The sequence below is a fragment of the Desulfobulbus elongatus DSM 2908 genome (genome assembly GCF_000621145.1).
Classification (GTDB): Bacteria; Desulfobacterota; Desulfobulbia; order Desulfobulbales; family Desulfobulbaceae; genus Desulfobulbus; species Desulfobulbus elongatus.
The window spans coordinates 103,871-125,592 of sequence record NZ_JHZB01000002.1; the positions used below are offsets into that span (position 1 = coordinate 103,871).

The window sequence follows — 21,722 nt, forward strand, 5'->3', positions numbered from 1 at the left end:
CGCTCAGCCCCCGGAGATCGGCATGGGGTGGGTGGCTATGTCGTGGGCGTGTTGCCGGTGAAAGGCCGCGACATAATCGTCGAGAACGCGTTTGTCGTTGTCGGAGACATGAAAGAACTCGATGCCGCTGTGGTGCCGGCCTGAATCGCTGGCGGAATAGACAATCCTTCCCATCACGTCGATCAACTGGTCCTTCAGGCCCAAGGTGATCATTACCTGCTGCCCTTTCGGCAGCGGGATGTGCGTTTCCATCAAAATCCCGCCCTTGCTCACGTTCAGGGTTCGCGCCATGGAATAATCACTGGGCCGTCCCTGTTCGTCCACAACGAGATAATCCAGTAAATTCAGCGATTCCGGGCGAATGTATTGTCTGCGTTCCGTTGTCATCGTGTTTCCTGTCGGTCGGTGAGCCGCGCTCGCGGTGTGTGGTCGTGTGGCGGATGCAAGCGGTATCGGGGCGGAACTGCGCTTGTCTGGGCATCTCGTGTCCTCTCGCCAAACACGGTGTCCTCAAAAGAGTACCGTTCGGATTTTCGTTTGTCAATCAAGGGCTCGGCACGACACGAGGAAGACATTTTTGTTTCTTGTTGGTCAAAAAATTTCAAAAATGTGTGTTTTGTTTCAATGTATCCGATTAATTTTTGGTAAAAATCTTTTTTAATTAATATGTTAGTATGTTGATATTGTTTTGGCCTGGATTTTGTATAATTCCATCCAGCGAAAAGAACGGGCGTGCCGGGGAGAAATGCGGGGTTTGACGACCGTTACTTTTTTGTAGATTGAAAAAAGAATATTTGATTAATTGCCACCTCTTTGTTAGGGTGCTTTTCTTAACCCTACAAAATTGTCAATAAAGGAGGATGGCAATGGTCAACGGTGCGGATACGGCATTTATCCTGGCGGCTGCGGGCTTGGTGTTTCTGATGACTCCCGGCCTGGCGTTGTTCTATGCCGGCATGGTTCGGAGCAAGAACGCGCTGGGTACCATCATGCAGAGCTTTGTCCTGATTTCGCTCGTTTCGTTGGAGTGGGTCTATCTCGGATATTCCATGTCCTTCGGCCCGGATGTCGGCGGGTTGATCGGCGACCTGTCCTGGATCGGATTGCGGGGCGTTGGCATCGCCCCGAGCGAAACCTACGCGACCACCATTCCGCAGGTGGTGTTCATGGTGTATCAGTGCATGTTCGCCGTGATCACCCCGGCTCTGATTGCCGGTGCCTTTGCCGAGCGGGTCCGTTTTCCCGCTTTTGTGGTCTTCAGCCTGCTCTGGGCCGTTTTGGTCTACAATCCGGTGTGCCACTGGCTCTGGGGCAGTGGCGGTTGGCTGGTCAAGTTGGGTGTGCTCGATTTTGCCGGTGGTCTGGTGGTGCACGCCACCTGCGGGGCGGCAGCCCTGGCCGCGGTCATGGTGATCGGGCCGCGCAAGGGGTTCGGGCAGAGCAATTTCATGCCCCACAACCTGCCCATGACCATGCTGGGTACCGGTCTGCTGTGGTTCGGCTGGTTCGGGTTCAACGGCGGCAGCGCGCTGGCGGCCAACGAGGTTGCGGGCACCGCCTTTGTCGCCACCCATCTGGGCGGCATGGCGGGCATGCTGATGTGGACGGCCATGGAGTGGATCAAGCTGGGCAAGCCCACCACTCTGGGCGCCGCGTCCGGGGCCATCGCGGGTCTGGCCACCATCACGCCGGCCGCAGGTTTTGTTGGACCGGGAGGAGCAATTGTTATAGGCTTGATCGCAGGCGTTATCTGCTACCTGGCGGTCAATTTGAAAAGCAGATTCAAGTTCGATGACTCCCTCGATGTGGTGGGTATCCATGGCGTGGGAGGAGTGACCGGTACCATCCTTCTCGGAGTTTTCGCCTCCAGGGCGGCCAATCCCAATGGCGTGGATGGGCTGCTGGCCGGCAACGGGGCGCAGCTGGTGAACCAGCTCGTCGGCGTCGGCGCGGTGTGCGGGTATGCGTTCGTGGTCAGTTGGGTCATCCTGAAAGGGGTGCACATGACCATGGGGCTGCGCATCACCGAGGAAGCCGAACACCAGGGGCTCGACTATACCGAGCATTCGGAGACCGCCTATAATTAATGCATCCGGCCGGCGGTGGTCTGGAGCGAAAGGGACGGAACTGAGGAGCGTGCCATGAAAAAAATTGAAGCCATCATCAAGCCTTTCAAACTCGATGAAGTGAAAGATGCCCTGAACGGCATCGGCATCAAGGGGATGACGGTCACCGAGGTCAAGGGATACGGCCGGCAAAAGGGCCATACCGAGATTTACCGCGGTGCCGAGTACGTGGTCGATTTCATCCCGAAAATCAAACTGGAGATCATTATCCAGGACGACCAGGTCGACCAGGTGATCGAGACCATCCTGGCCGCGGCCAGGACCGGAAAGATCGGCGACGGCAAGATCTTCGTCCAGCCGGTGGAACGGGTTGTCCGGGTCCGGACCGGGGAGACCGGCAGCGAGGCCGTTTGATGACGGTGCCTCTGCGGGCCAAGCAGGAAGCGCTGGCCGAGGCCTGGAGAGAGGGGCTCAGCGGTCAGGAGATTCTGCACCGTTCCGCGGCGTTGATCGATGAATTCATTGCCCATCGGTTCGCCGGCGCCCCGGCGGTGCAGAAGGCCAGGGGCGCCATCGCCGTGGTGGCTCTGGGCGGCTATGGCCGGCGGGAGCTGTATCCCTATTCGGATATCGATCTGCTGCTGCTCCACGACCGGCGGTCGAAGAAGGCGATGCAGGAGGTCGCCGAGGCCCTGCTGTATCCGCTCTGGGACGAGGGCTTCGAGGTCGGACACAGCGTGCGCGGCGTCAAGGATGCCGTCCAGTTCGCCCTGGATGATTTCCATTTCCAGGTGTCCCTGCTGGACGCGCGGCTGATTGCGGGTTCGGCCGCGCTGTTCGACGAACTGCGCGCCCGCTACGGCAAGAAGGTGCTGGATGGCCGCCGGCTCGATTTCGTCCGGACCATGGACGCCTTCAAGCTGGAGCGCTGGCAGAAATTCGGCAGCCATACCTATCTGCTCGAGCCGCACATCAAGGAAGGCAAGGGCGGGCTCCGCGACATTCAGGCCATGGGGTGGGTGGCGAAAGGCGTTTTCGGCCTTCAGGACCTCGACGCCATCCAATCCTCGGGCATGCTGGAGGCGGCCAACAGGCAGGCGTTCGAGAGCGCCTGGTCCATGCTGCTCAAGATCCGCAACCGGTTGCATCTGCTGTGCCGCCGCAAGAACGACCATCTGATCTTCGAGTATCAGCAGGAGGTGGCGCAGGCGTTCGATTATCGGGATACGGGGGGCATGCTCGGGGTCGAGCATTTCATGCGGGATGTGTACAGCCACCTGCAGACCGTTTCCGTGGTCACCGATCTGTTCTTTGAGCATGTGCACGAAGTGCTGGGGCTGACAGCCGGGACATCGCCGGAACAGCAGGTGGAGCGGGGCATCGTGCTCCGTGGCGGCACCGTGCGGCTGACCTCCCTCGACGAGTTGACGGCGCGGCCCCTGCTGCTGATGCGGCTGTTCCTCCAGGCGGGCCGACTGGGGGCGCCGCTGCACCACCGCACCCGGCAGAGCGTGGCCAGTTCCCTGTTCCTGGTGGATGACCGGTTCCGAACCTCGAAGCGGGTGGCCAAGGCCTTTCTCGATTTGTTGACCCAGGCGGAGCCGATTTTTCCGGTGCTGGAGGCCATGTTGGCCACCGGGCTGTTGACCGGCTATCTTCCCGAATTTGCTGGGGTGGAATCGCTGGCGCAGCACGATCTCTACCATCTGTATACCGTGGACCGCCACCAGTTGCAGGCGGTGGCCGAGTTGAGCGCGCTACGGCGGGACGAACCGGATCTGTTCGCCGAGATCGACCAGATCGAGGTGCTCTACCTGGCGGCGCTGCTCCACGACATCGGCAAGGGCCGCCGGACCGACCATTCGGTCCTCGGGGCGGAAATGGCCGCCGGCATCGGCGCCCGGCTGCATCTGCCGGAAGAGGTGTGCGCCACGTTGGCGTTTCTGATCCGGTATCATCTGTATCTGCCGGAAAACGCGATGCGGCGGGATTTCAGCGACCGCGAGTTCATCCGGCAGGCGGCGGAACTGATCGGCGACACCGAGCGGCTCACCATGCTCTATCTGCTGACCATCGCCGATTCCAAGGCCACCGGCCCGTCGGCATGGTCCGACTGGAAGGCGAGTTTGCTGGCGGAACTGTATCTGAGCCTCAAGGCGTGCCTCGGCGCCAAGTGCCACCTCGACGGTTCCGACTCGGAGGAAGAGGAGCAGGGCGTTAGTTGGCTGCGCGAGCGGATTCTGGCCCATCTGGACGGCCGGCCGACCCGGATGGATGTCCAGAGCCTGCCTGCGGAGTATCTCCTGAGCTTCGGTTTACCGGCGGTGCTGCACCATCTCCGGGTGCACACGGACAAGGCGGCGCGTCTGGCCCAGCAGGTGCTGCTTTTTCCGGAGCCGGGCGGGCGTTCCTGGTCGCTGTTGATCATGGGGCCGGATCGCGTCGGTCTGCTGGCGAAATTTTGCGGCGTGCTGGCCCTGCACCATCTGACGGTTTTGTCGGCCCAGATTTTTACCTGGCCGGACGGCACGGTGGTGGACACCCTTGAAGTGGTTCCGGCCATCCCGCGTGATTTCGAGGAGATGGATTGGCAGGCGGTGGAGCGGGATTTCAACCTGGCGGTCAATTACCGGCTCGATGTCGGCTATCAGCTCCACGAACGCAGCCAGGTGCAGCAGTATGGCCCGTCCCGCCCGGTGCAGCAACTGGAGCGCAAGGTGATCGTCGACAACCAGACTTCGCAGCCCTACACGATCATCGAGGTGTACGGCGGTGACAACCGGAGCGCCCTGTATCAGTTGACCCAGACCCTAGCCGATTTCGGGCTGTCCATCCATCGGGCCCGCATCGCCACCGAGGTCGAGCAGTTGATCGATATCTTCTATGTGAAGAACCGGGCCGGGGACAAGCTGACCGAGCCGGCTGCGGTGGAGAAGGTGCGTATGACCCTGATGCGGATCATCGGCGCGGAGGAGGCGGAACCCGAGACCGCCGGTGTGCCGCAGCGGTCATAGATGCGGGAGTATCCGGCAACAACCGGGTTTTTCATCAATTCCAAACGAGCTGACAAGCTGTAGTCATCATCATTTTCAACCCTTTATGGAGCGTGCACTATGAGTGGAATCCAGGCCCGTCTGAACGCCATTTCGGCAATCATCAACTACAAACCATCCCATGCCCCCCTGAATTTCAGCGAAACAAAACCCACCGACGTGTTTGGATCCAACGTCTTCAGCGACAAGGTCATGAAGGAGCGCCTGCCCAAGCATGTCTACAAATCGCTGAAGAACACCATCGCCTTCGGCGAGAAACTCGACGCCTCCGTTGCCGACGTGGTCGCCAACGCCATGAAGGACTGGGCCATCGAGAAGGGCGCCACCCACTTCACCCATGTCTTCTACCCCCTGACCGGCCTGACCGCTGAAAAGCACGATGCCTTCCTGGTTCCGGACGGCGAGGGTGGAGCGATTGCCGAGTTCTCCGGCAAGATGCTCATCCAGGGCGAACCCGATGCCTCCTCCTTCCCCTCCGGCGGCCTGCGCGCCACCTTCGAGGCCCGCGGCTACACCGCCTGGGATGTCACCAGCCCGGCCTACATCCTCGAGAATCCCAACGGCACCTTCCTCTGCATCCCCACGGCCTTCGTCTCCTGGACGGGCGAGGCCCTGGACAAGAAAACCCCGCTGCTGCGCTCCCTCCAGGCCCTGAACAAGCAGGCCAAGCGGGTGCTCAAGCTCTTCGGCGTCTCCACCAAGCTGCCGGTCACCTCCTTTGCCGGTCCCGAACAGGAATACTTCCTCGTCGACCGCAATTTCGTGTTCTCCCGTCCCGACCTGCTCATCGCCGGCCGCTCCCTCTTCGGCGCACCTTCGGCCAAGGGCCAGGAGTTCGAGGACCAGTACTTCGGCGTCATTCCCCGCCGGGTGCTCTCCTTCATGATGGAAGTGGAGCGTGAACTCTTCAAGCTGGGCATCCCCGTGAAGACCCGCCACAACGAAGTGGCTCCCAGCCAGTTCGAGATCGCCCCGATCTTCGAGCAGGGTAACCTGGCCACCGACCACAACCAGATGGTCATGACCACCCTGCGCGCCGTGGCCAAGCGCTACGGCATGGTCTGCCTGCTCCACGAGAAACCCTTCGCCGGCATCAACGGCTCGGGCAAGCACCTGAACTATTCGATCGGCAACGCCGAGTTGGGCAGCCTGTTCGATCCGGGCGACACGCCGCACGCCAATGCCCAGTTCCTGGTGTTCTGCGCCGCCGCCATCCGCGCCCTGCACAAATACGGTTCCCTGCTGCGCGCCACCGTGGCTTCCGCCTCCAACGACCATCGCCTGGGCGCCAACGAGGCGCCGCCGGCGATCATGAGCGCCTACCTGGGCGAGCAACTGGCCGATGTGTTCGAGCAGATCAAGAAGGGCGACGTCAAGGGGTCCAAGACCAAGGGCGTCATGAACATCGGCGTCGATACCCTGCCGCCGCTGCCCATGGATCCGGGCGACCGCAACCGCACCAGCCCCTTCGCCTTCACCGGCAACCGCTTCGAGTTCCGGGCCGTGGGCTCCTCCCACTCCATCGCCGGCGCCCAGGTGGCCCTGAATACGATGATGTCGGAATCTCTCGATTACGTGGCGACCGAACTGGAGAAGTTGGGCAAGGTCAACAAGACCCAGTTCAACGAGGGCGTGCAGAAGCTGCTCCAGAAGATCATGAAGGAGCACGACACCGTGATTTTCAACGGCGACGGCTACTCCGAGGCCTGGCACAAGGAAGCGGCCAAGCGCGGCCTGCCCAACCTGAAGACCACCCCCGAGGCCCTGCCCGTGCTCACCGGCAAGGACGTGGTGGAACTGTTCACCGCGTACGGTGTCCTCTCCGAGGCCGAACTGAAGAGCCGCCAGGAAATCTACCTGGAGCAGTATGTCAAGGTCATCACCACCGAGGCCAACCTGGTGATCCGCATGGCCCGCACCGTGATCTTCCCGGCGGCGATGCGGTACCAGGGCCAGCTGGCCGAGACCTGCGCCAACCTCAAGGTTATCGGCCACGACTTCAAGATGGCCGCTCTCGAGGATGTCACCGCCAAGCTGCGCGCCATGCAGGCCGAGGCGGACAAGCTGGAGAAGCTCCTGGCCCACGAGGGCGGCGACACCCTGGCCCACGCCAAGTACATGTGCGAGAAGGTGCTTCCGGCCATGCTGGTGGTGCGCGGCTACGCCGACGCCCTGGAATCCGTGGTGGCTGACGATCTGTGGCCGCTGCCCTCCTATCAGGAGATGCTGTTCATCCGCTGATCCCGACAGCACCGCAAAAACCTTCGAGGCCGCTCCCGGCAGGGGGCGGCCTTTTTCTTTCCCGTAAAGCCGGCGTGCAGATCCTCCCATCGCGGCCGGGCGATGCCACCGCCGCCGAATCCACCTGCGGCGGCCGGAACGCGCACCACGCCCGACCCCCCGGCGATCGGCCTGCCCGCGCGCCGTTTCCGTCCCGTATCTACCGATTATGTGTTCGTATATTGATCTTTTTCATGTTGGAGAGTATACACGGATCAGGTTCAGTGCCGTGTGACCCTGGTTGAAGTTCGTTGGTAATCAGAATCCACAAAGAACAAGGAGCAGAGTTATGACCCGCGACCACATCATGGCGACCATCAAGGAAAAAAACGTGAATTTTTTCCGTCTGCAGTTTGTCGATATTTTCGGCTTCATGAAGAATATCGCCATTCCGCGCAGCCAGATCGAAAAGGCGCTGGACGGCAAGATCATGTTTGACGGTTCCTCCATCGAGGGCTTTGTCCGCATCAACGAGTCGGACATGTACCTCAAGCCCGATTACAACACCTTCGTCGTCCTGCCCTGGCGCGAGAAGGACGGCCGCAATGCCGCCCGCATCATCTGCGACGTGTACAAGCCGGACGGCACCCCCTTTGTCGGCTGCCCCCGCAACAACCTGAAGCGGGTCATGGACGAGGCGAAGAAGCTCGGCTTCACCATGAACGTCGGCACCGAATGCGAGTTCTTCCTGTTCCGTCGCGACCAGGACGGACGCCCCACCACCATCACCGACGATGTCACCGGCTACTTCGATGTCGAGCCCGATGACGGCGGCATCGAGTGCCGCCGCAAGATCATCGAGACCCTGGAAGCCATGGGCTTCGAGATCGAGGCCTCGCACCACGAGGTCGCCGAGGGGCAGCACGAGATCAATTTCAAATATGCCGATGCCGTCACCGCCGCCGACAACACCATCACCTACAAATGGGTCGTCCGGTCGATCGCGGCCGAATTCGGTCTCCATGCCACCTTCATGCCGAAACCGATCTTCGGTATCAACGGCTCGGGCATGCACACCAACCAGTCCCTGTTCAACCTCGACGGCACCAATGCCTTCTTCGACGAGAAGGACCCGCTGCAACTGAGCGGAGTCGCCTACCGGTACATCGCCGGCATTCTCAAGAATGCCCGCGGGTTCGCCGCCGTGACCAACCCGCTGGTCAACTCCTACAAACGTCTGGTCGCAGGATACGAGGCCCCCGTCTATGTGGCCTGGTCCGCCTCCAACCGTTCCGCGCTCATCCGCATCCCGGCCTCCCGCGGTCTGGGCACCCGGACCGAGGTCCGCTGCCCGGACCCCACCTGCAACCCGTACCTGGCCTTCGCTATGATGCTCAATTCCGGCCTGGACGGCGTCAAGAACAACCTCGCGCCGCCGCCGTCCACCGATGTCGACATCTTCGAGATGACCGCCGCCGAGAAGGTGGCCGCCGGTATCGCCAGCATGCCGGCCAACCTTTACGAGGCCGTCCAGGAACTCAAGGCCAACCCCATCGCCAGGGAAACGCTGGGTAGCCATATCTTCGAGAAATACATCGAGGGCAAGGAAAAGGAGTGGGATGAGTACCGCATCGCGGTCACCGATTGGGAGCTGAACACCTATCTCCGCCGCTATTGATCCGCGCGAAGACCGCGTAATGCATGGGGCATCCCTTCGGGACTGCCCCATTTTTTTGGTGCGAACACCGCCGGCGGCGGTTCTTTTCCGGTGGTGCGGATGGCGTTCGGCAACGGCTTGGCGTATAATGGCAAGGTGCCACGAGCCGGAACGCTGCCGGCCGTCCGCCGCCGCGGGATAAAGCGAAGGGGAGACAAAGGGAGGGCTTCGGCGGGAACGATCCGGCGCCAACGGAGGAGGAACCCCCATGTACATCGGCCAAATCATGCGTACCGATCTGGTGACGGTGCCCCCGGAAACCACGCTGGTCGAGGCCCGCGAACTGATCGAACGCCATCGGATCGGCCACCTGCTGGTGGTCGACGGGAAGGGGCGGCTGGCCGGAATCGTCTCCGACCGGGATCTGCGGCTGAACTGGGCGTCGCCGGCCACCACCCTCAGCGTCCACGAACTCCATTATCTGCTCCCCAAGGTTGAACTGGGGGCGATCATGGTGGACAACGTGATCACCGTGACCCCGGACACCACCATCGAGCGGGCCGCCCACATCATGCAGACCCAGGTGATCAGCTCGCTGCCGGTGATGGCGGCCGGCAGGCTGGTGGGTATCGTCACCCGCACCGACGTCATGGGCGTGCTGCTCCAGGCCATCGGCATGGGCGGGGAGAGCAGGCGCCTCGGGGTCCTGGTCGACGACCGCATCGGCCGGCTGGCCGAGGTGACGGCCATTCTCCGCGACCAGCGGACCAACATTCAAAGCCTGTTCTGCTGGCCGGTCACCGGTTTTCCCGACATCTCCCATCTGGTGATCCGGGTGGCCGCATCCGACGGCGAGCAGGCCATCGCCGCTCTGGAGGCCGGCGGCTTCAAGGTGCTCACCCGCTACGAGCGGGATCTCCGGCCCTTCCTGCCGCGCATACCCGCCGCGCAGCCTCCGGTTGCCGACCACGGCCCGGGTAAAAAATAATCCCGCGGCGCCGGAGGGTCAGCGCCGCAGATCCGCCGTCAGTTCGATCAGTTCCTTTTCCAGCAGGGTTTCCTTTTCCAGCAGGGTCTTGGCGCACCGTTCCAGGATATCCCGGTTGGTCTTGAGGATATTCAGGGTCCTGGCAAAGGTGTCGTCGATGATGGTGCGCACCGAGAGGTCGATCTGCTGGGCGGTGTTGTCGCTGATCTGACAGCCGTTGACCCCGTGGCCGGTCGGCCCGAGGAAGTTCGGCTGGTTGTCCTCGTAGACGACGAAGCCGATGGCCGGATCCATGCCGTAGCGGGTGACCATGTTACGGGCGATGTCCGTGGCCCGGGCGATGTCGTCGGCGGCACCGGTGGAGAGGTGGTCGAAGATCAGTTTTTCCGCCGCCCGGCCACCGAGGAGCACGGCGATTTTATGCTCCAGTTCCTCCCTGGTCATGAGAAAACGGTCCTCGGTCGGCCGTTGCAGGGTGTAGCCCAGGGCGCCGATGCCCCGGGGAATGATCGAGATCTTGAAGACCGGATCGGTGCCCGGCAGGGCCAGGGCGGTCAGGGCGTGCCCGACCTCGTGGTAGGCGACGATCTCCCGTTCGCGGGGATTGAGCAGCCGGTTTTTTTTCTCCAGGCCGGCGATGATCCGCTCGATGGCCAGGGTGAAGTCGTTCATGCTGACCTCGTCCGCCTGCCGCCGGGTGGCCAGCAGGGCGGCCTCGTTGACCAGGTTGGCCAGATCGGCCCCGGAAAAGCCGGTGGTCAGGTCCGCCACTTGGGCGGGGTCGACATCTGCGCCCATCTGGATCTTTTTCATATGAACCTTGAGGATGGCGATCCGGCCCAGCTTGTCGGGACGATCGACCAATACCTGGCGGTCGAAGCGGCCGGCGCGGAGCAGGGCGGGGTCGAGGATTTCGGGCCGGTTGGTGGCGGCCAGGAGAACCAGGCCGCTGGCCGGGTCGAAGCCGTCCAGTTCGACCAGCAACTGGTTGAGGGTCTGTTCGCGCTCGTCGTTGCCGCCCAGGCCGGCGGCGGTGCGGGCCCGGCCCAGGGCGTCGAGTTCGTCGATGAAGATGATCGCCGGCGCCGATTTGCGGGCCTGTTCGAACAGATCGCGCACCCGCGCCGCCCCCACGCCGACGAACATCTCGACGAATTCCGAGCCGCTGATCGAGAAGAAGGGCACGCCCGCCTCGCCGGCCACCGCCCGCGCCAGCAGGGTCTTGCCCGTGCCGGGGGGGCCGACCAGCAGAATGCCCTTGGGCATCCTGGCCCCCAGTTTGCCGTAATCCTCGGGCGCCTTCAGGAAATCGACGATCTCCTGCAATTCCGCCTTGCTTTCATCCACCCCGGCCACATCCTCGAAGGTGACGCCGGTCTGATGCTCGACATAGACCTTGGCCTTGGATTTGCCGATGTTCATGAAGCCGCCGCCGAGTCCCTGCTTGTCGGCGAATTTGCGGAGAATCAGCATCCAGATGCCGAAAAACACCAGGGCCGGCACCACCCAGGAAAGGATCGTCGCCAGGAATTTGCTTTCATACACCTGGGTGTAGGGGACGTTGTACTTGGCCAGATGTTCGGCCAGGCCTGGGTCGACCCGGTTGGCGACGATGATCTTCTTGCCGTTCTCCGGCTCCTTCAACGTGCCGGCAATGTATTTTTCCCGGATCGCCAGGTCCGCCACCTTGCCCTGCTGGAGCAGGTGTTCCAGCTCGCTGTAGGGCACGGCGGTGATGGTCTGCTGCTCGACCCAGATCTCGTGGATGACCAGGATGCCGAAGACGGCGAAAATGGCGAAAATCACGTTGAATTTCTGCTTGTTTTCCATGTTGGTTCCCTTGCGGGTGTCCGCTTTGGTTGACGGAGATGGCGCTCTTCCGGCCCTGTCCGGCGTCGAGGAACGGCGCCGGACGCGGCAAGGAGTGTGTCCTTTTGGGGGCGCGGCCGGAGGCTTGCGCGGCGAACCGGTTACTGCAATGATCCCTGGATGTGATGCATGGTCGCCTCCTTGATGATGCCGATCAGCTTGGAATCCTGGGCATATGCTTCTTCGATCAGGGCGTTTTGAAAATCGGGCAGCGTCCTGATCAGCAACGTATGGAATCCCTCCGGCCGCTCCGGATCGAGACTGCCATGCTCCACCGGCATGACGGCCGTGACCTTGACCGATATCTCCCCGTCCAGCCGCTTGAGGGCGGTGACCAGGGTGCAGCGGCCCTTGTTCAGCTTGGCCGACTTCTGCCTGTATCGTTCCGAGCGGGCGACGAATTCATGGATCACCGAGGCCAGGGCGCCGTCGGGGCCGGGGAAATACTGGCCCCTGGCAAAAACATTGGCCAAGACCAGTTGCAGCTCGTCGGTCTCGACCCGCTCCATCGATTTTCTGGTAAAGGCGAACACTTCCGGATTTTCCGGGATAATGCCGTCCTGATGTTCGCCGACAATATAAATGAAACGATCCGGCTGCCCGTTCTTCATCTGTTTTCCTTCCCCGCTGGCTGCTGTTATTCTAACATTCCTTTCTCATTACCATAATCGTCCCCGGTTGGGGAAGTTTCTTGACTGCTCAATCCAAGTCGACCCGATCGGGAAAGCGGCGTCACTGTCGATCATTTGAACGTCCCGTGGGCTCTTCCGAAACCGGAACACCATTTTTATCATGCTGCACAATGCGGGCTGCTATGTTTTTCTAATTATATCTATGTATTCTATGAGAAGAATCCATCCCGGATTTTTTTTCGATCATAAGGGATGCATGGCCGAAAATGGCGAGTAGTTTTCGAGAAAAAGACGACAGTCTCGGAAAAAGGAGATGCACGATACTAAACTCTGAAAACCGGGCGCGATTTCCTCGCCCATTGGGCTATATCCGGCGTCGAGGTCGCTATCGATGGCGAATACCGGCGCACCGTACATTGTATCGGCGGCGAGCAAAAAGACGTGTACGGTTGGATGGTTGGATGCGGATAAGCCACCGCCCCGAGAGGAACGCGCTGGCCGTTACCGTGGATTCCGCTTTGCTGCCGGTTTTGCCACAGGTTACGGCGCGGACCCGTCTCGCCTCGTGCGGAAAAGGAAATCCTTGAAACGGCTGAAGCCTGGAGTCCCTGGCGCAGCTATGCAGCGATCACTTTATGGAACTCTTTGTAAACTTTCTCAAAACGGGAGAATGGCATGTTGTATTCTACGCAGTATGCATCGCCTTTGGGTTCACTCACCCTGGCGAGTGACGGCAAGAGCTTGGTTGGCTTGTGGGTTGAAGGCCAAAAGTATTTTGGCGGCACTGTCACAGGCGATCTTTCCGAAAAAAACGATCTGCCGGTGCTTACGGAGGCAAGGCAATGGCTTGACGCCTACTTTGCCGGAAAGAAACCGGCCATATCGGAGTTGCCCCTGGCCCCCACAGGCGGAGAGTTTCGCAGGCGCGTGTGGGAAATTTTGTGTGAGATCCCCTACGGCGGATATACGACCTACGGCGCAATCGCCAAGGAAACGGCTGCCCGGATGAACAAAAAAAGCATGTCGGGTCAAGCTGTTGGCGGCGCGGTGGGGCATAATCCCATTTCCATCATCATCCCCTGCCATCGGGTTGTGGGGGCAAACGGCAGCTTGACGGGATACGCCGGAGGCATCAGCAAAAAGATACAGCTCCTGGAACTTGAAGGCATCGACACGTCCAACTTTTTCGTGCCCGGCAAGGGCACTGCCCTGTAGAATCGAATGCGGCCCCTTGCCGGAATCAGGAATTTCGGCAAGGGGCAAAAAACGTGACAGCTTTCCCCACAATTCCAGCCGACCGGGCCGGGTGGACCTTTCGCCAGGCATCGTGGACCGCATTGCATTCTGGACAAAAAATCCGGCTCTGATGTTCGGCGGGTTTGAAGAAATCGACCTGATTGGCCATCTCCTCGTCGTCCATCTTGTGCTTATTCCATTGCCAAGTCAAACATGATGAACTCTGGATGCTCACAAGAGCAGGTTGTGCCAACGGCCCCGGTGTTTCCCGGTGGATGAGGTTAGGCGCATTTAATTGTATAATTTGTTGAAATTATTTAAAATATTTTAAAAACATGGTTTCCGGCGAACCTGGAAATATCCACACAGCAGCATGGCGAAAGCCGCCGGACGCCCTGGCGGACAAAATCAGGGTTCCTGCGGAGCGGCTGTAGTCGGACGCCAACGCTGTCGGTCCGGGGCGACTTGATAAAGAGAAATGCAATCGGGAAATTGGCGGCGAGTTCATGATTTCTGGATAGAAAACATCTCCGATTTCTCTCTACTTTTCCTCTCTTGTCTTTCCGGCCGCTTCCGATAGGTTACGAGGTCAAAGGAAGAGCATTGCCCCGGATGCATTGCCGCCCGCGCATGACACGGGCCGGTTGCCGGGTTGGATCCAGATGCCGGTTTGTCAGTCACCCCCTGGCCACGGGAGCGGTCATGCTTGATGTCGCCTTGAAGTTTCTGCGGGATGAGATAAACGCCGCCCTGACGCTCCGCACCGGTTCGGACGCGGTCAAGGTCGTCCTGAGCAAGGTGGCCGACGAGGCCGGCAAATATGCCTTCGCCATCGACAACATCGGCTGCGCGATCGTCAATATCGAGGAAGAGCGCATACTCAAGGCCCAGATGCCCGCCACCGCCACGGTCAACGGCCAGCAGGTGACGACGTTGCCCGAACTCAAGCTCAACCTGCACCTGCTCTTCGCCGCCCATTTCACCCACTACGACCAGGCGCTCAAATATCTGGCCCTGCTGCTCACCTTTTTCCAGGCCCATCCCGTCTTCACCTCCGACCAGTACCCGGCCCTGACGCCCGCCTGCGGCAAACTGGCCGTGGACCTGATCTCGCTCAACTATGAACAGCTCAACCAGATCTGGACCTACATCGGGGCGAAACATCTCCCCTCGGCAGTGTATAGGGTGCGGCTGGTGATCCTCCAGGAGACCGAGCCAACCGGCATCCAGCCGCCGTTGACCACCATCAGCGCCACCATCCACAGCCGATGATCACCTCGTTCCGCACCCTCTGCACGCTGCATGTCGACCACGCGTACTACGACGGGGGGCGATGCCGGGATTTCGGCTTTGTCACGCCGACGGATACCGCCGCGCTGCTGAACAACGGCAGGCTGCTGGTCAAGGTCCGGGACGGGGTGCTGCACGTGCTGTTCGAGACCGACGAGACGGGCACGCCGCTGCGGCCGCTGGCCGGGGCCACCCTGCGTTTCGGCCTGCTGCTGCGCAATCCGCTTTTTGCCCTGGTCACGGCCGTCGTGCCCGCCACCCCGCTGTACCGCAACACCGCCGACCCGGCCGCGCTTGATCCGCCCCTGACCGCCCGGCTGACCGGCCGTCTCTTCGCCCACGCGCTGGCCCGACCGGAGCGGCCGGTGACCGTCGACCTGTATCATCCCGACGGCCAACCGGCGCTCACCGAAACCGTGGTTGCGGCGCACGACCGCGCCGACGTGTCGTTCGACCTGAGCGGATATCCTCCGGGCCTCTACCGCCTGGAAGAGGCCTATCCGGGCGAGACCCTCGCCACCAACTCGTATCTCGATCCCGAGTCGCTGGCCGCCGGTGTGTTCGGGATGGTGGAACTCACCGTTGCCGCCGGCTTCTACGCCGCGCCGCCGTCCTTTGCCGTCTCCTTTGCGGCCAGGGAGGAGACGCTGCGCTATTACCTGGTAATCGGCAAGTACACCGAGGCCGAATTCGCCTCCTTGACGGTGGCCGATGCCGGATTCGGCGAAGACCAGCGGCCGCAGATCCTGTTCGACCGGGTGGAAGCCGCTGCCTTCGGCGACGGGGAACTGGCCCCCGCCCTGCTGGCGAACAACGGCCAGCAGGTGGTCCTGTTCCGCTCGCGCGGTCCCGTGGCCCGGCGGAAGCAGGCCAGGAAAAATATTCAGTTGCGCAAGAACGGTGATGTCCTCATCAAGCATCTGCCCCAGGTGGGAGCCGTCGATGTGCATGGAGACGTGGTCATCCATATTTCTAAACCCTAGAGGAAGGACAACATGCCAACGTACAAGACGCCCGATGTGTATGTGGAAGAGATTTCAGCGTTCCCGCCTTCGGTGGCCGAGGTCGAGACCGCCATCCCGGCCTTTATCGGCTACACCGAGACCGCCCGGAAGAAAACCGACAACGACCTGATCCTCAAGCCGACCAAGATCTACTCGTTCAAGGAGTACGAGCAGTATTACGGCTTCCCCGAGGACGACACCATCGCCCTGACCGTCATCGACGGCACCGACGGCGGGCTGAAGGTGACCTCCTTCACCGAGCCCGCCGTGAAATACCTGCTTTACTACAGCGTCAAGATGTTCTTCGACAACGGCGGCGGCCAGTGCTACATCGTTTCGGTGGGCACCTACAAGACCACGCCGGCGATCGATCTCGCCGGCGACGCCTCCGCCGATCCCACCAGCATGTACGGCCTGCAGGACGGCCTCGATGCAATCAAGCTCGAGGACGAGCCCACCCTCATCGTCATTCCCGAGGCGGTGCAGTTGAACACCGCCGACTACACCACCCTGGTGCAGGCGGTGCTGCTCCAGTGCAACACCCTGGGCGACCGCTTCGCCATCTTCGACATCCACGACGGCACCACCGACCTGGACGCCACGGCGCTGGCCGCCAACCGGGGCTATTTCGGCAACAACTACCTGAAATACGGCGCCGCCTATTATCCCTTCATCAGGACGACGATGCAATTCTGGGTCAATGCCGGCGAGACCAACGTCAGCGTCACCCACGGCGCCAATCCGACCGCGACCCTCGATACCCTCAAGACCGGCAACACCGCCCTGTACAATTTCGCCAAGACGGCGCTCAAGGAGCATTTCCTCACCCTGCCGCCGAGCGGGGCGGTGGCCGGCGTCTATGCCGCCATCGACGCCAACCGCGGCGTATGGAAGGCGCCGGCCAACGTCAGCCTCGCCGGAGTGATCGAACCGGTGATCAAGCTCGACAACGCCCGCCAGGACGGCCTCAACGTCGATGCCTCCACCGGCAAGTCGATCAACGTCATCCGGGCCTTCATGGGCATGGGCATCCTGGTGTGGGGGGCGCGCACCCTGGCCGGCAACGACAACGAATGGCGCTACGTGTCGGTCCGCCGCTTCTTCAACATGGCGGAGGAATCGATCAAGAAATCGACCTACTGGGCAGTGTTCGAACCCAACGACGCCAACACCTGGGTCAAGGTGCGCGGCATGATCGAGAACTACCTGATCCAGAAGTGGCGGGAAGGCGCCCTGGCCGGCGCCACGCCCAAGGACGCCTTTTTCGTCCGCTGCGGCCTGGGCATCACCATGACCGCCCAGGACATTCTCGAGGGGCGGATGCACGTGGAGATCGGCATGGCGGTGGTGCGGCCGGCCGAGTTCATCGTCCTCAAGTTCTCGCACAAAATGCAGACCTCCTGAACCTGACCGTTCCGGGACGGCAAACCATTACGCTCTCAACGCCATAAGGATGACATCATGGAGAAAATCTATCCTCTTCCGGTCTTTCATTTTTCCGTCGAGTGGGGCGGCACGCGCATTGGCTTTTCCGAGGTCACCGGCCTGACCCAGGAAAATCAGGCCATCGAGTACCGGGACGGCTCCTTTCCGGAATACTCGTCGATCAAGATGCCGGGCCTGCGCAAGTTCAGCAACATCACCCTAAAGCGCGGCGTGGTCAAGAGCGACAACGAGTTCTTCGCCTGGCTCAACACCATCAAGCTCAACAAGGTCGAGCGCCGCGACCTGGTGATCAAGCTGCTCAACGAGGAGCACAGCCCGGTGATGGTCTGGAAGGTGCACAACGCCTTCCCGGTCAAGGTGGAGGGGCCGCAGCTCAAGGCCTCGGCCAACGAGGTGGCCGTCGAGTCGATCGAGATCGCCCACGAAGGGCTTGAAGTGCAGAACGACTGATGGCCGTCTACTACCCGCCGGTCAGTTTCCACTTTCTCGTCGAGGTGCTGGGCTTTTCGGCCAACAGCCACGACGTCCGCTTCACCGAGGTTAGCGGGCTCGCCGTGGATGTGGAGACCGAGGAGGTGGCCGAGGGCGGCGAGAACCGGTTCGTCCAGAAATACCCGACCCGGGCCCGGTATCCGGAACTGGTGCTCAAGCGCGGCCTGCTGGCGGATTCGGAACTGATCGGCTGGATCCGCTCCTGCATCGAGGACCTGGTCATCGAGCCCAGGAACATCGATGTCAAGCTGCTCAACGACGAGCACCAGCCCCTGGTCACCTGGCACCTGGTCAACGCCTATCCGACCAAGTGGTCGATCGGCGACTTCAACGCGGCCAGCAACACGGTGAGCATCGAAACCATGCAGCTCTTTTATCAATATTTCACCGTGGACAGGGGGTGAGGCATGCCGGTGATCATCGACGAGGTCATCATTTCGGTGGAGGTGGACAATCAGGCCGCCGGGGGCACGGCCGCCCCGCCCGCGCTCGATGTCGCGGACCGGCAGGCCCTGGTGGCCGAATGCGTCGAGCGGGTGCTGGACATCCTCGAACAGAAGGCGGAGCGCTGAGCGATGAGCGAACGGGGCATGCTGGAAAAGCTGACGATTCTGGCCTACGAGTCGCCGACCTATGCGGGGCAGCCGGTGGCCGAATTCGCGGCCTTCGTCAATCCCGGCGAGATCACCCTCAGCTACGAGATGGAGTACGACAGCGCCCAGGGCGCGGGGACCAACAACAGCCGCATGCAGTTCAAGAAGCAGAAGCCCGGCGACCTGAGCTTAAGCTTCTTCCTCGACGGCACCGGTGCCGGCGGCCGGACCATCGACGTGCAGGCGGAGGTGGAGCGGTTTCAGACGGTCACCGGCTACAACGGCAACATCCACCGGCCCAACTACCTCAAGGTGGTGTGGGGCACTTTGCAGGTGCGGCGCTGCGTCCTCAAATCGGTGTCCGTGGTCTACAAACTGTTCAAGCCCGACGGCGTGCCTCTGCGGGCGGTGGTCAACGCCACCTTCACCGACAATTCGGACGACCGCACCCGGGTCGCCATGGCCCGGGATCAGTCCCCGGACCTGACCCACATCCGCATCGTCAAGGCGGGCGACACCCTGCCGGGACTGTGCACGGCCATCTACAACGACCCCATGTACTACCTGGAAGTGGCCCGGTTCAACCGGATTGACAATTTCCGCAACCTGCAACCGGGCGTGAAGCTGGTCTTTCCGCCCCTGGAGAAATAGCCATTCCCGAAGAACGCACCCTGCCCATCGCCGCCGAGCACCGCGCCTTCACCGTGAAGGTGGAAGGGGCCGAGGTGACGGGAGAACAGCATCTGCTGGCCGCGGTCGTGACCAAGGCGGCCAACCGCATCGCCGGCGCCCGGCTGGTCTATGCCGACGGGGCCGCCGCCACCGGTGAGTTTCCCTTGAGCAACGGCGACCTGTTCCTGCCCGGCAAGGCGGTGGAGATCCTGGCCGGTCCGGCCAACGATCCGGTGTCGCTGTTCACCGGCATCGTGGTCCGGCAGAGCCTGAAGATCCGCGACCGGGCCACGCCGCAGTTGGTGGTGGAATGCCGGCACCGGGCGGTCAAGCTGACCGTGGGGGCGAAAAACGGCTATTTCCACGACCAGACCGACAGCAACATCATCACCGCCCTGCTGGAAGGGACCGGTCTCCGGGCCGAGGTGGCGGCGACTTCGGTCACCCACAAGCAGCAGGTGCAGTACGACTGCACTGACTGGGATTTTTTGCTGATGCGCGCCGAGGCCAACGGGCTGCTGGTGTTCACTAACGGCGAGGAGGTGGCGGTCAGGGCGCCGGCCATGGACGGCACGCCGGTCTGCGCCCTGCTGTTCGGCGCCACCATCCTGGAGTTGGATGTGCAGATGGAGGCCCGCGGCCAGTACCAGGCGGTGACCGGCGTCACCTGGGACGCCGCCGGTCAGGAGCTTGCGACCAGGGAGGCCGCGGACCCCGGCATCGCCGGCCCCGGCAACCATGGCGTCGAAGAGCTCGCCGCCGTGGTCGGCCTGAATGCCTTCCGGTTGCAGCATGGCGCGGTGGGGCTGGAAGAGGCGCAGGCCTGGGCCGACGCCCAGTGGCTCAAGTCGCAGTTGAGCCGGATCACCGGCCGGATCAAGTGCGAGGGCATCGCCACAATCAATCCGGGGGACCTCGTCACCTTAAGCGGCGTGGGCGACCGCTACAACGGCGATGCCTATGTCAGCGGCATCCGCCACGATTTCGACCTGGTCCAGGGCTGGAAGACCCATCTCCAGTTCGGCGGGCTCGATGCCTGGCTGGGCAGGGAGCGACAGGTGACCGCGCCCAAGGCCGGCGCCCTGGTGCCGGGCATCAACGGCCTGCAACTGGGCGTGGTCACGGGCAACGAAGACCCGGACGGCGAGCATCGGGTGCGGGTACGGATGCCCCTGGTCAGCGGCGACGAGGACGGCACCTGGTGCCGGGTGGCCTCGCTCGACGCCGGCGACGAACGGGGGTTTTTCTTCCGCCCCGAGATCGGCGACGAGGTGGTGCTCGGCTTCGTCGACGACGACCCGCGCCAGGCCGTCATCCTGGGCATGCTGCACAGCAGCGCCAAACCGGCGCCGCTGGCCGGCTCGGACGACAACCACGAAAAGCTGTACCAGAGCCGCGCCAGGATGCAGTTCTCCTTCAACGACGACACCAGGGTGATCCGGCTGGAAACCCCGAACGGCAACGCCATCGCCCTGAGCGAGGACGAAAAGAGCGTCACCATCGCCGATCAGAACAACAACACGATCACCATGAACGAGGACGGCATCGCCATCGAGAGCAGCAAAGCGATCACCCTCAAGGCGGGGACGGAACTGCAGATCGAGGCGTCGACGAAAGGCACGGTCAAGAGCGGCGCCGATCTCAAGCTGGAGGGCAGCGCCGGGGTCGAGTTGACCAGCAGCGGCGTGACCAAGGTCAAGGGCTCGATGGTGCAGATCAACTGAGCCCGGCGAGAGAGGAGAGCGAGCGATGCCGGCAGCGGCGCGGGTGGGCGATGTCAGCGATCACGGCGGCACCATTATTGGTCCGGGCGTGGTCACGGTATTGATCGGCGGCAAGCCGGCGGCAGTGGCCGGGGACCTGCATACCTGCTCCCTGCCGCCCAACAGCCACCAACCCACGGTCAGCCCCTTTCCCGCCGGCAGCAGCACGGTGCAGATCGGCGGCATGCCGGCCCTGCGTACCACCGACACCTGCATCTGCGGGGCCAAGGCGGTGGTCGGCGAACCGACGGTGATCATCAACTGAAGACGGACAGACCATGAGCGAGCGGCAACCGACATCTCTGCACACCTCCTTCCTCGGCATTGGCTGGAGTTTTCCGCCCGAGTTCGTCAGGGAAACCGCATCGGTGCGGATGACCGCGGACGAGGAAGACATCCGCGCCAGTTTGATCATCCTCCTGGGCACGGCGGCGGGCGAGCGCTTCCTGGTGCCGGATTACGGCCTCGACATGCACGGGCTGCTGTTCGAGTCGCTGAACACGACCATGCAGACCCATCTCAAGGACCGGGTCCGGACCGCGATCCTCATCCACGAGCCGCGGATCGACCTGCTTTCCCTGGAACTGGACACCTCGCAGCAACTCGACGGCCGGCTGGGCATTGTCATCGATTACGCGGTGCGGGCCACCAACTCGCGCTACAACCTGGTCTATCCCTTCTATCTCTCCGACGGCAACGAGTTGCGGCGGACCGTGGCGGGCCCATAAGCTCAGGCGCAGG

The 21,722-nt window shown here is 62.1% G+C and carries 21 protein-coding genes; 18 read left to right on the top strand and 3 right to left on the bottom strand.

Features of this window, described 5'->3' with window-relative positions; all coding sequences use genetic code 11:
- Window positions 1–3: 3 nt before the first annotated feature.
- Complete coding sequence (locus tag Q362_RS0101470; protein ID WP_028317227.1) at window positions 4–387, bottom strand: PilZ domain-containing protein; 384 nt, start codon at window positions 385–387, stop codon at window positions 4–6.
- Between the two features lie 479 nt (window positions 388–866).
- Between Q362_RS0101470 and Q362_RS0101475 the strand changes: the two genes are divergently transcribed.
- The 6 genes from Q362_RS0101475 (at window position 867) to Q362_RS18605 (ending at window position 9,984) form a co-directional block, all read left to right on the top strand.
- Window positions 867–2,087 (top strand): ammonium transporter, encoded by a 1,221-nt coding sequence (locus Q362_RS0101475; RefSeq protein WP_028317228.1) that lies wholly within the window; start codon window positions 867–869, stop codon window positions 2,085–2,087.
- 54 nt (window positions 2,088–2,141) lie between these two features.
- A complete protein-coding gene (locus Q362_RS0101480; RefSeq protein WP_028317229.1) occupies window positions 2,142–2,480 on the top strand; it encodes a P-II family nitrogen regulator in 339 nt (112 codons plus the stop codon).
- Complete coding sequence (gene glnD, locus Q362_RS18600; RefSeq protein WP_051553456.1) at window positions 2,480–5,080, top strand: [protein-PII] uridylyltransferase; 2,601 nt, start codon at window positions 2,480–2,482, stop codon at window positions 5,078–5,080. Before Q362_RS0101480 ends, glnD begins: the two co-directional genes overlap by 1 nt.
- Window positions 5,081–5,179: 99 nt before the next feature.
- Window positions 5,180–7,360, top strand: coding sequence for a glutamine synthetase III family protein (locus Q362_RS0101490; RefSeq protein ID WP_028317230.1), 2,181 nt, complete (start codon window positions 5,180–5,182; stop codon window positions 7,358–7,360).
- Between the two features lie 328 nt (window positions 7,361–7,688).
- A complete protein-coding gene (gene glnA / locus Q362_RS0101495) occupies window positions 7,689–9,017 on the top strand; it encodes a type I glutamate--ammonia ligase (RefSeq protein ID WP_028317231.1) in 1,329 nt (442 codons plus the stop codon).
- Between the two features lie 247 nt (window positions 9,018–9,264).
- Window positions 9,265–9,984, top strand: coding sequence for a CBS and ACT domain-containing protein (locus Q362_RS18605; protein ID WP_051553458.1), 720 nt, complete (start codon window positions 9,265–9,267; stop codon window positions 9,982–9,984).
- A gap of 18 nt (window positions 9,985–10,002) precedes the next feature.
- Here the strand turns inward: Q362_RS18605 and ftsH are convergent, their stop codons facing one another.
- Both ftsH and Q362_RS0101510 read right to left on the bottom strand, forming a co-directional pair.
- Window positions 10,003–11,814 (bottom strand): ATP-dependent zinc metalloprotease FtsH, encoded by a 1,812-nt coding sequence (ftsH, locus tag Q362_RS0101505; RefSeq protein WP_028317232.1) that lies wholly within the window; start codon window positions 11,812–11,814, stop codon window positions 10,003–10,005.
- Window positions 11,815–11,954: 140 nt separating this feature from the next.
- The gene (locus tag Q362_RS0101510) at window positions 11,955–12,464 is read right to left on the bottom strand and encodes a hypothetical protein (protein WP_028317233.1); all 510 of its coding nucleotides are present in this window, start codon (window positions 12,462–12,464) and stop codon (window positions 11,955–11,957) included.
- Between the two features lie 696 nt (window positions 12,465–13,160).
- On the opposite strand from Q362_RS0101510, the gene Q362_RS0101515 reads away from it, so the two are divergent.
- The 12 genes from Q362_RS0101515 to Q362_RS0101570 all read left to right on the top strand — a co-directional run bounded on the left by Q362_RS0101515 (window position 13,161) and on the right by Q362_RS0101570 (window position 21,709).
- Window positions 13,161–13,700, top strand: coding sequence for a methylated-DNA--[protein]-cysteine S-methyltransferase (locus Q362_RS0101515; RefSeq protein ID WP_028317234.1), 540 nt, complete (start codon window positions 13,161–13,163; stop codon window positions 13,698–13,700).
- A gap of 16 nt (window positions 13,701–13,716) precedes the next feature.
- Entirely contained in the window at window positions 13,717–13,938 is a 222-nt protein-coding gene (locus Q362_RS23355; RefSeq protein WP_157469803.1) for a hypothetical protein, read from the top strand.
- A 485-nt stretch (window positions 13,939–14,423) separates the two neighbouring features.
- A complete protein-coding gene (locus tag Q362_RS0101525; protein ID WP_028317236.1) occupies window positions 14,424–14,993 on the top strand; it encodes a Pvc16 family protein in 570 nt (189 codons plus the stop codon).
- On the top strand, window positions 14,990–15,994 hold the full coding sequence (locus Q362_RS0101530; protein WP_028317237.1) for a hypothetical protein: 1,005 nt from the start codon (window positions 14,990–14,992) through the stop codon (window positions 15,992–15,994). Before Q362_RS0101525 ends, Q362_RS0101530 begins: the two co-directional genes overlap by 4 nt.
- Before the next feature lie 12 nt (window positions 15,995–16,006).
- Window positions 16,007–17,419: a phage tail sheath family protein gene (locus Q362_RS0101535; RefSeq protein ID WP_028317238.1), complete on the top strand. Its 1,413-nt coding sequence runs from the start codon at window positions 16,007–16,009 to the stop codon at window positions 17,417–17,419.
- A 57-nt stretch (window positions 17,420–17,476) separates the two neighbouring features.
- Complete coding sequence (locus Q362_RS0101540) at window positions 17,477–17,911, top strand: phage tail protein (protein WP_028317239.1); 435 nt, start codon at window positions 17,477–17,479, stop codon at window positions 17,909–17,911.
- Window positions 17,911–18,357: a phage tail protein gene (locus Q362_RS0101545; RefSeq protein ID WP_028317240.1), complete on the top strand. Its 447-nt coding sequence runs from the start codon at window positions 17,911–17,913 to the stop codon at window positions 18,355–18,357. Before Q362_RS0101540 ends, Q362_RS0101545 begins: the two co-directional genes overlap by 1 nt.
- 3 nt (window positions 18,358–18,360) lie before the next feature.
- Window positions 18,361–18,525 (top strand): DUF5908 family protein, encoded by a 165-nt coding sequence (locus tag Q362_RS23970; protein ID WP_169737344.1) that lies wholly within the window; start codon window positions 18,361–18,363, stop codon window positions 18,523–18,525.
- Between the two features lie 3 nt (window positions 18,526–18,528).
- Window positions 18,529–19,197 carry a CIS tube protein gene (locus Q362_RS0101555; RefSeq protein WP_028317241.1) on the top strand — a complete coding sequence of 223 codons (669 nt, stop codon included), beginning with the start codon at window positions 18,529–18,531 and terminating at the stop codon, window positions 19,195–19,197.
- 53 nt (window positions 19,198–19,250) lie between these two features.
- Window positions 19,251–20,942 carry a type VI secretion system tip protein VgrG gene (gene vgrG, locus Q362_RS0101560; protein WP_211248429.1) on the top strand — a complete coding sequence of 564 codons (1,692 nt, stop codon included), beginning with the start codon at window positions 19,251–19,253 and terminating at the stop codon, window positions 20,940–20,942.
- Between the two features lie 25 nt (window positions 20,943–20,967).
- Window positions 20,968–21,246, top strand: coding sequence for a PAAR domain-containing protein (locus Q362_RS0101565; RefSeq protein ID WP_028317243.1), 279 nt, complete (start codon window positions 20,968–20,970; stop codon window positions 21,244–21,246).
- Window positions 21,247–21,259: 13 nt separating this feature from the next.
- Window positions 21,260–21,709: a GPW/gp25 family protein gene (locus tag Q362_RS0101570; RefSeq protein WP_028317244.1), complete on the top strand. Its 450-nt coding sequence runs from the start codon at window positions 21,260–21,262 to the stop codon at window positions 21,707–21,709.
- Window positions 21,710–21,722 lie beyond the last annotated feature (13 nt).

Coding starts and splice junctions, on each gene's coding strand:
- Q362_RS0101470 (WP_028317227.1), bottom strand. CDS start 387: ATGACAACGGAACGCAGACAATACATTCGCCCGGAATCGCTGAATTTA.
- Q362_RS0101475 (WP_028317228.1), top strand. CDS start 867: ATGGTCAACGGTGCGGATACGGCATTTATCCTGGCGGCTGCGGGCTTG.
- Q362_RS0101480 (WP_028317229.1), top strand. CDS start 2,142: ATGAAAAAAATTGAAGCCATCATCAAGCCTTTCAAACTCGATGAAGTG.
- glnD (WP_051553456.1), top strand. CDS start 2,480: ATGACGGTGCCTCTGCGGGCCAAGCAGGAAGCGCTGGCCGAGGCCTGG.
- Q362_RS0101490 (WP_028317230.1), top strand. CDS start 5,180: ATGAGTGGAATCCAGGCCCGTCTGAACGCCATTTCGGCAATCATCAAC.
- glnA (WP_028317231.1), top strand. CDS start 7,689: ATGACCCGCGACCACATCATGGCGACCATCAAGGAAAAAAACGTGAAT.
- Q362_RS18605 (WP_051553458.1), top strand. CDS start 9,265: ATGTACATCGGCCAAATCATGCGTACCGATCTGGTGACGGTGCCCCCG.
- ftsH (WP_028317232.1), bottom strand. CDS start 11,814: ATGGAAAACAAGCAGAAATTCAACGTGATTTTCGCCATTTTCGCCGTC.
- Q362_RS0101510 (WP_028317233.1), bottom strand. CDS start 12,464: ATGAAGAACGGGCAGCCGGATCGTTTCATTTATATTGTCGGCGAACAT.
- Q362_RS0101515 (WP_028317234.1), top strand. CDS start 13,161: ATGTTGTATTCTACGCAGTATGCATCGCCTTTGGGTTCACTCACCCTG.
- Q362_RS0101525 (WP_028317236.1), top strand. CDS start 14,424: ATGCTTGATGTCGCCTTGAAGTTTCTGCGGGATGAGATAAACGCCGCC.
- Q362_RS0101530 (WP_028317237.1), top strand. CDS start 14,990: ATGATCACCTCGTTCCGCACCCTCTGCACGCTGCATGTCGACCACGCG.
- Q362_RS0101535 (WP_028317238.1), top strand. CDS start 16,007: ATGCCAACGTACAAGACGCCCGATGTGTATGTGGAAGAGATTTCAGCG.
- Q362_RS0101540 (WP_028317239.1), top strand. CDS start 17,477: ATGGAGAAAATCTATCCTCTTCCGGTCTTTCATTTTTCCGTCGAGTGG.
- Q362_RS0101545 (WP_028317240.1), top strand. CDS start 17,911: ATGGCCGTCTACTACCCGCCGGTCAGTTTCCACTTTCTCGTCGAGGTG.
- Q362_RS23970 (WP_169737344.1), top strand. CDS start 18,361: ATGCCGGTGATCATCGACGAGGTCATCATTTCGGTGGAGGTGGACAAT.
- Q362_RS0101555 (WP_028317241.1), top strand. CDS start 18,529: ATGAGCGAACGGGGCATGCTGGAAAAGCTGACGATTCTGGCCTACGAG.
- Q362_RS0101565 (WP_028317243.1), top strand. CDS start 20,968: ATGCCGGCAGCGGCGCGGGTGGGCGATGTCAGCGATCACGGCGGCACC.
- Q362_RS0101570 (WP_028317244.1), top strand. CDS start 21,260: ATGAGCGAGCGGCAACCGACATCTCTGCACACCTCCTTCCTCGGCATT.